At 69.4% G+C, this 6,315-nt stretch carries 9 protein-coding genes; 2 read left to right on the top strand and 7 right to left on the bottom strand.

From position 1 onward, the window contains the following. Positions 1–200 precede the first annotated feature (200 nt). Both KTN05_RS09980 and KTN05_RS09975 read left to right on the top strand, forming a co-directional pair. Positions 201–656: a RidA family protein gene (locus tag KTN05_RS09980; RefSeq protein ID WP_217329248.1), complete on the top strand. Its 456-nt coding sequence runs from the start codon at positions 201–203 to the stop codon at positions 654–656. Further along, the gene (locus KTN05_RS09975) at positions 656–1,417 is read left to right on the top strand and encodes a glycerophosphodiester phosphodiesterase family protein (RefSeq protein WP_217329247.1); all 762 of its coding nucleotides are present in this window, start codon (positions 656–658) and stop codon (positions 1,415–1,417) included. Before KTN05_RS09980 ends, KTN05_RS09975 begins: the two co-directional genes overlap by 1 nt. Before the next feature lie 24 nt (positions 1,418–1,441). On the opposite strand, the gene KTN05_RS09970 is transcribed toward KTN05_RS09975, so the two are convergent. From KTN05_RS09970 to KTN05_RS09940, 7 genes are all read right to left on the bottom strand, one after another. Beyond that, positions 1,442–1,906, bottom strand: coding sequence for a PTS sugar transporter subunit IIA (locus KTN05_RS09970; protein ID WP_217329246.1), 465 nt, complete (start codon positions 1,904–1,906; stop codon positions 1,442–1,444). Positions 1,907–1,999: 93 nt separating this feature from the next. Then, positions 2,000–2,581, bottom strand: coding sequence for a ribosome hibernation-promoting factor, HPF/YfiA family (hpf, locus tag KTN05_RS09965; protein ID WP_217329245.1), 582 nt, complete (start codon positions 2,579–2,581; stop codon positions 2,000–2,002). 166 nt (positions 2,582–2,747) lie between these two features. Then, positions 2,748–3,524, bottom strand: a complete 777-nt coding sequence (gene lptB / locus KTN05_RS09960) for an LPS export ABC transporter ATP-binding protein (RefSeq protein WP_217329244.1) — start codon at positions 3,522–3,524, stop codon at positions 2,748–2,750. Further along, positions 3,524–4,012 carry a lipopolysaccharide transport periplasmic protein LptA gene (gene lptA / locus KTN05_RS09955; RefSeq protein ID WP_217329243.1) on the bottom strand — a complete coding sequence of 163 codons (489 nt, stop codon included), beginning with the start codon at positions 4,010–4,012 and terminating at the stop codon, positions 3,524–3,526. Before lptA ends, lptB begins: the two co-directional genes overlap by 1 nt. Before the next feature lie 12 nt (positions 4,013–4,024). Further along, on the bottom strand, positions 4,025–4,612 hold the full coding sequence (locus KTN05_RS09950) for a hypothetical protein (protein ID WP_217329242.1): 588 nt from the start codon (positions 4,610–4,612) through the stop codon (positions 4,025–4,027). Next, complete coding sequence (locus tag KTN05_RS09945) at positions 4,612–5,559, bottom strand: SIS domain-containing protein (protein ID WP_217329241.1); 948 nt, start codon at positions 5,557–5,559, stop codon at positions 4,612–4,614. The genes KTN05_RS09950 and KTN05_RS09945 overlap by 1 nt, the downstream gene beginning before the upstream one ends. A gap of 9 nt (positions 5,560–5,568) precedes the next feature. Then, positions 5,569–6,183 (bottom strand): ribonuclease D, encoded by a 615-nt coding sequence (locus KTN05_RS09940; RefSeq protein ID WP_217329239.1) that lies wholly within the window; start codon positions 6,181–6,183, stop codon positions 5,569–5,571. Positions 6,184–6,315 lie beyond the last annotated feature (132 nt).

Here is a 6,315-nt window from a genome sequence, read left to right as displayed (position 1 = left end):
GGGGGGGGGGGCGCTGCCCCCGCGGTCTGCGACCTGGCCACTGCCGTGGCCTTCCTCGCTGAAAACAGTCCGCTGGACTGTTTTCCGGGCACTCGGAAGCCCAGGATATTTCTGGCCGCCCGATACGCTGGCGTGCGGTCGAGGTGACAGGCCGCATGGCGCGGGTTAGGGTTGCGACGATTTTCACGAAGGAGTGCCCCATGTCCATCGACGCCCGCCTTGCCGAGCTCAACATCACCCTGCCGGACGCGCCCGCGCCGGCGGCGAACTATGTGCCTTATGTGATCAGCGGCAAGCTGCTGTTCGTATCGGGACAGATCTCGGCCGGGCCTGACGGGCTGATCCGGGGCAAGCTCGGCGACGGCGTGGATGTGGCGGCCGGCGCGGCGGCGGCGCGGGCCTGCGGGCTGGCGCTGCTGGCGCAGGCGCGGGCGGCGCTCGGCTCGCTGGACAAGGTGGCGCGGGTCGTCAAGCTGACCGGCTTCGTGAACTCCACCCCCGATTTCACCGACCAGCCCGAGGTGGTCAACGGCTGCTCGGACCTGATGGTCGAGGTGTTCGGCGACAAGGGCCGCCATGCGCGCGCCGCGGTCAGCGCCGCCTCGCTGCCGCGCGGGGTCGCGGTCGAGGTCGAGGCGATCTTCGAGATCGCCTGATGCGCCCCAACCTGCCGGCAGGGCTGCTGTCGCGCCCGATCGCCCATCGCGGCCTGCACTCGCCGGGCGTGCCCGAGAACTCGATGGCCGCGTTCCGGGCCGCCGTGCGGGCGGGTTATGCGATCGAGCTGGACGTGCAGCCGGCCGCCGATGGGACGCCGCTGGTGTTCCACGACTACGACCTGCAGCGGCTGACGGGCAGGGCCGGGCTCATCTGGGGCCTGTCCCCGGATCAGGCGGCGGGCTGCCGGTTGCTGGGAACGGACGAGACGATTCCGACGCTCTCGCAGGTGCTGGACGAGGTCGCGGGCCGGGTGCCGCTGCTGGTCGAGATCAAGGACACCGATGGCGGGCTTGGCCCTGCCGTCGGCGATCTGCCCGCGCGGGTGGCCGATCTGCTGGCGGGGCACGAGGCGGAGGTGGCGGTGATGTCGTTCAATCCGCATGCGGTGGCCGCCGTCCATGCGGCGGCCCCGGCCCTGCCCGTCGGGCTGACGAGTTGCGATTTCGCGGCGGATGACTGGCCCGGCGTTCCGGCCGCACGGCGGGCGGATTATGCGCGGCTGGCGGATTTCGACCGCGTGGGGGCGAGCTTCGTCTCGCACGATCATCGCGATCTGGGCAATCCGGCGGTGGTGGCGCTTGCCGCGCGCGGGGTGCCGGTGCTGTGCTGGACGATCCGCTCGCCCGAGCAGGAGGCTGCGGCGCGGCGGATCGCGCGGAACATCACCTTCGAGGGGTATCTGCCGGAGGCGGGCTGAGCAGCCCGCCCGACAGGGCGCCGGTCAGGCCGCCTTCATGTCCTGCGCGGCGGCCAGCACGGCATGCAGGGCGACGGGATCGTCATTGGCGCGCAGCTTGGCGCGCAGGTCGGCGTCGCGCAGCGTGCGCGAGACCAGCGCCAGCGCCTTCAGGTGATCGACGCCCGAGCTTTGCGGCGCGAGCAGCGCGAAGACCAGATCGACCGGCAGCTTGTCCACCGCGTCGAAATCCAGCGGTTTCTCCAGCCGGATGAACAGGGCGACCACCCTGTTCAGCCCGTGCAGCCGCGCATGCGGCAGGGCGACGCCGTTGCCGACGCCGGTGGGGCCAAGGCTCTCGCGCTCCTGCAACGCGTCGAGCGTGCGGGCGCTGTCGAGGCCGTAGACGCTGTGCGCCAGCTCGGCCAGGTCCTGGAACAGGCGCTTCTTGCTGGACACCTGTGATACCGACCGAACGGCGGCCGGCAGAAGGATATCGCTGATCTGCATGGATGATATCGTCCCCTACGCCCTGATACGCGCAACCCGCCACTTTGCCTCGGGCGCCGCGGCGGGCTGGATGTTACGGCCGTAACCGGGCCGTCAGTTCAGGTTCCGGGGGTCGATCCAGCCGACATTACCGTCATCGCGGCGATGCACCACGTTGACGCCCCCGTGCTTTTCGTTGCGGAACACCAGCATCGGGCTGCCGGACAGTTCCAGTTGCATCACCGCGTCGCCGACCGAAAGGGTCGGAACGCGGGTTTCCATCTCGGCGATGATGATGGGTTGCAGGCCGGTGTCGTCCTGCGATTCCCACACATCTTCGTCAGCCGCCAGCACATAGCTGGAAGCGGGATTGTATTCAACCGGCTGTTCCACGCGGTTCTTCTGGTGGTCCTTCAGCCGGCGTTTGTAGCGGCGCAGCTGCTTGTCCATCTTCTCGCGGCAGGCCTCGAAGGCGGCGTAGATTTCCGTGTCGCGCGCCTTGGCCTGGGCGGTCAGGCCGGTGGACAGGTGGACGACGGTCTCGCACTGAAACTCATGCGCATCCCGTGAAAAGATCACCGTGGCGTCGATGGGTCGCTGGGAATACTTGGCGACGGTCTCGCCCAGGCCGGTCTTGACGTGGGTCTGGAGCGCCTCACCGATATCGATCTGCTTGCCACTGATCTGGTAACGCATCGTTACGTCCTTTCTGCGGTATGCCCCGCCCGGACCTGCCCTTGGGGTCGCGGCCGGAACGGATCGGCTGCGCGGCGCATCCCGCAGGGCGCGGGATGCCACCCGCATATATTCATTTGGTGACAGCGCCCCCGATCTGTCAACGGGTCCATCCGGCGCCGTCGCGTCACCCCATCTGGAAGCCTTCGCCCAGATAGACCTGCCGCACCTGCGGATCTGCCACGATCTCGGCCGTGCTGCCCGATTTCAGCACCGCGCCGTCATGAAGGATGTAGGCGCGATCCACGATCCCCAGCGTTTCCCGGACGTTATGGTCGGTGATCAGCACCCCGATGCCGCGCGTCTTCAGGTCGTGGACCAGCGCCCGGATCTCGCCCACGGCGATCGGATCGACCCCGGCGAAGGGCTCGTCCAGCAGCATGTAGCGCGGCGACGAGGCGAGGCAGCGGGCGATCTCGACCCGCCGCCGCTCGCCCCCGGACAGGGCGAGCGCGGGCGCGTGGCGCAGATGACCGATGGAGAACTCGCCCAGCAATTCCTCGAGCTGGTCGCGGCGGCGATGGGCGGAGGGCTGCGAGACCTCCAGCACCGCCATGATGTTCTGCTCGACGCTGAGGCCGCGAAAGATCGACATCTCCTGCGGCAGATAGCCGATCCCCATGCGGGCGCGGCGATACATCGGCAGGGTGGTGGCGTTCTGCCCCTCGATCAGCACCCGGCCGGCGTCGGGCAGGATCAACCCGGCGATGCAGTAGAAGCAGGTCGTCTTGCCCGAGCCGTTCGGACCGAGCAGCGCCACCACCTCGCCCCGGTCGAGTTGCAGCGACACGTCGCGGATCACCGGGCGGTTGCGATAGGACTTGCGCAGATTGTTGACCTGCAGGCCGATCGGCCCGTCGCCCGAGCCCGGCGGCGCGGCCGGTTCGATGCGCGATGCCGCCATCAGTTGCCGCCGGGTTGCAGCACGCTGCGGACGCGGCCCGACATGTTCGCCTGCCCGGTGTTCAGGTCGATATTCGCCCGCTCGCCCGACAGGACGTTCTGCCCCTGCGTCAGGATCACGTCGCCCGACAGCGCCACCGTGCCGCTTTCCACGTCATAGACGGCGTCCTGCGCCTCGGCGGCGTCGGGGCCGCTGACCAGCGTCACGGTTCCGGTCGCGTGCAGGCTGCGGATGCGGCTTTCGCCCGTCTCGGCGTAATCGACCGTCACCTCGTCGGCAGACAGCCGCATCTCGCCCTGCGAGATCACCACGTTGCCGGTGAAGGTCGCCTGCCCGCTGGACTGGTTCACCTGAAGGCTGTCGGCCGACACCTCGACCGGGGCCTCGGTATCCGACGCGGCGCCGAAGCCCACCGCCTGCGACAGCGCCGGCGCGGCGGTTCCCAGCAGCGCCAGAACGGACAGCGCGCGAAGCAGATGCAGCGGCATGGCGCCTTCTCCCTAGGGTCGCGGGTCGTATATCAGACGGACCCCGCCATTCAAATCAAGAACATGCTCGCCCGCCTCGTTCCGGGCCAGCACCGCGCCGCCCGCCTCGACCGTGCCGAACGGTCCCGCCGCCTGCACCACCGAGGGCGCGGTGATGAGGCTCGCATCCGTGTCGGCATCGATTGCTGGGGCGGTCAGCACCCAGCCGGCCGAGGTCGTCATCCGCACGTCGTCCGTCATGTGAATCGTGCCGTCCTGAAGCGCGGCATGTCCGGCGCGAAGCTCGGCGGCGGTGCCATCAGCCGCGCGCCAGTCCAGCGCCACCACGCTGGCGGCGCCTTCGTCCCCGTCCGGCACCGCGCGGGCGGCGCTCAGCGTGTAGCGGGCGCCGTCGGGCGTCACCCCGGCGAAGCGCGGCGCGGTCATGCCGGTGCGCTGCGCGAGGTTCCCGCCTTCGGGGTCCACATAGGGAATGGCGATGTCCGGCGACGGGTTGCGGGCCAGCAGGAACAGCATCGACAGGATCGCCAGCGCGGCGAGCGGCAGCACGACACGCAGGCCGCGCACGATGGGGGTGCGCAGGCGGCCCCCGCCCGGCATCAGACGATCCCGGCGCGCAGGCAGTCGTGGATATGCAGGATGCCCGCCGGGCGGCCGTCATCCTCGACGGCGAACAGGGTGGTGATCTTGCTGTCCTGCATCTGCGCCAGCGCCGCTTCGGCCAGCGCGCCGGGGGCGATGGTGCGGGGCCTGCGGGTCATCACCTCGGCGGCGGTGTGATCCAGCAGGCCGTCCATGTGCCGCCGCAGGTCGCCATCGGTGATGATGCCGACCAGCCGGCCATCCGCGCCCGTCACGCCGGTGACGCCGAAGCCGACGCGGCTGATGGTCAGCAGCGCCTCGGTCATGGGCGTGTCCTCGGACACCAGCGGCATGTCGGTGTGCATCAGGTCGGCTACGCGCAGCAGCCGCGCGCCCAGCTTGCCGCCGGGATGAAAGGTGCGGAAATGCTCGGGCGTGAACTGGCGGTGCTCCATCAGCGCGATGGCGAGCGCGTCGCCGAGCGCCAGCGTCATGGTGGTGGAGCTGGTCGGCACGATCCCGGTGCCGCAAGCCTCGGGCGCCTGCGGCAGCAGCAGCGCGACATCGGACTGGCGCAGCAGGGTCGAGCCCTCGCGCCCGGCAACGCCGATCAGGGGAATCTCGAACCGGCGGGTATGGGCGACGATGTCGGCGATCTCGGGCGTCTCGCCGCTGTTGGACAGCACCAGCGCCACGTCGCCCTGCGTGACCATGCCCAGATCGCCGTGCGACGCCTCGGCGGGATGGACGAACTGCGCGGGCGTGCCGGTGCTGGCGAAGGTCGCGGCGATCTTGCGCCCGACATGACCGGACTTGCCCATGCCCGACACGACGACCCGCCCCTTTGCGGCCAGGATCAGCCGAACGGCTTCCTCGAACGGCGCGCCGAGCGACTGCTCCAGCAGGGAAAGGGCATCCGCCTCGATGCGGATGACACGGCGGGCAGTGTCGAGATAGCTTGTCATCGGCACGATCTAGTGACGGTAGATGTCGTTTTCATCCACCCAGCCCAGCAGGTCGAGCCGGGCGCGGGTGGGCAGGAAATCGAAACAGGACTGGGCCAGTTCCAGCCGCCCTTCCCGCGCGAGCCGCTGTTCCAGTTGCAGCTTGAGCGCGTGCAGATGCAGCACGTCCGAGGCGGCATATTCCATCTGCGCCTCGGTCAGCACCTCGGCGCCCCAGTCGCTGGTCTGCTGCTGCTTGGAGATGTCGGCGCCCACCAGATCGTGCAGCAGGTATTTCAGCCCGTGCCGGTCGGTGAAGGTCCGCACCATCCTGGACGCGATCTTGGTGCACCAGACCGGCGCCGCCAGCACGCCGAAGGCGTGATACAGAACCGCGATGTCGAAGCGGCCATAGTGGAACAGCTTCTCCACCCCCGGATCGGCCAGCAGCCGCACCAGGTTGGGGGCCTCGACCTGCCCCTTGCCGATCTGCACCAGATGCGCGCTCCCATCGCCCGAGGACAGCTGCACGAGGCAAAGCCGGTCGCGGCGCGGCTCGAGCCCCATCGTCTCGGTGTCGATGGCCACGACCGGGCCGAGGTCCAGCCCCTCGGGCAGGTCGTTCTGATGCAGGTGGATGGTCATCGCGCGTCCTCGGGTTACGTCGTGCCGGTTAGCCGCGGGATCGGAGCGGGTCAATCCACCCCCGCACCCCCGGAGGATACCTGGGCACCGAAGACTACGCCGCCCCAAGCCCCGTCTTTGGTGCCCAAATAT

The sequence above is a fragment of the Paracoccus sp. Z118 genome (assembly GCF_019061185.1).
GTDB lineage: Bacteria > Pseudomonadota > Alphaproteobacteria > Rhodobacterales > Rhodobacteraceae > Paracoccus.
This window is presented reverse-complemented; position numbering and strand designations above follow the sequence as displayed.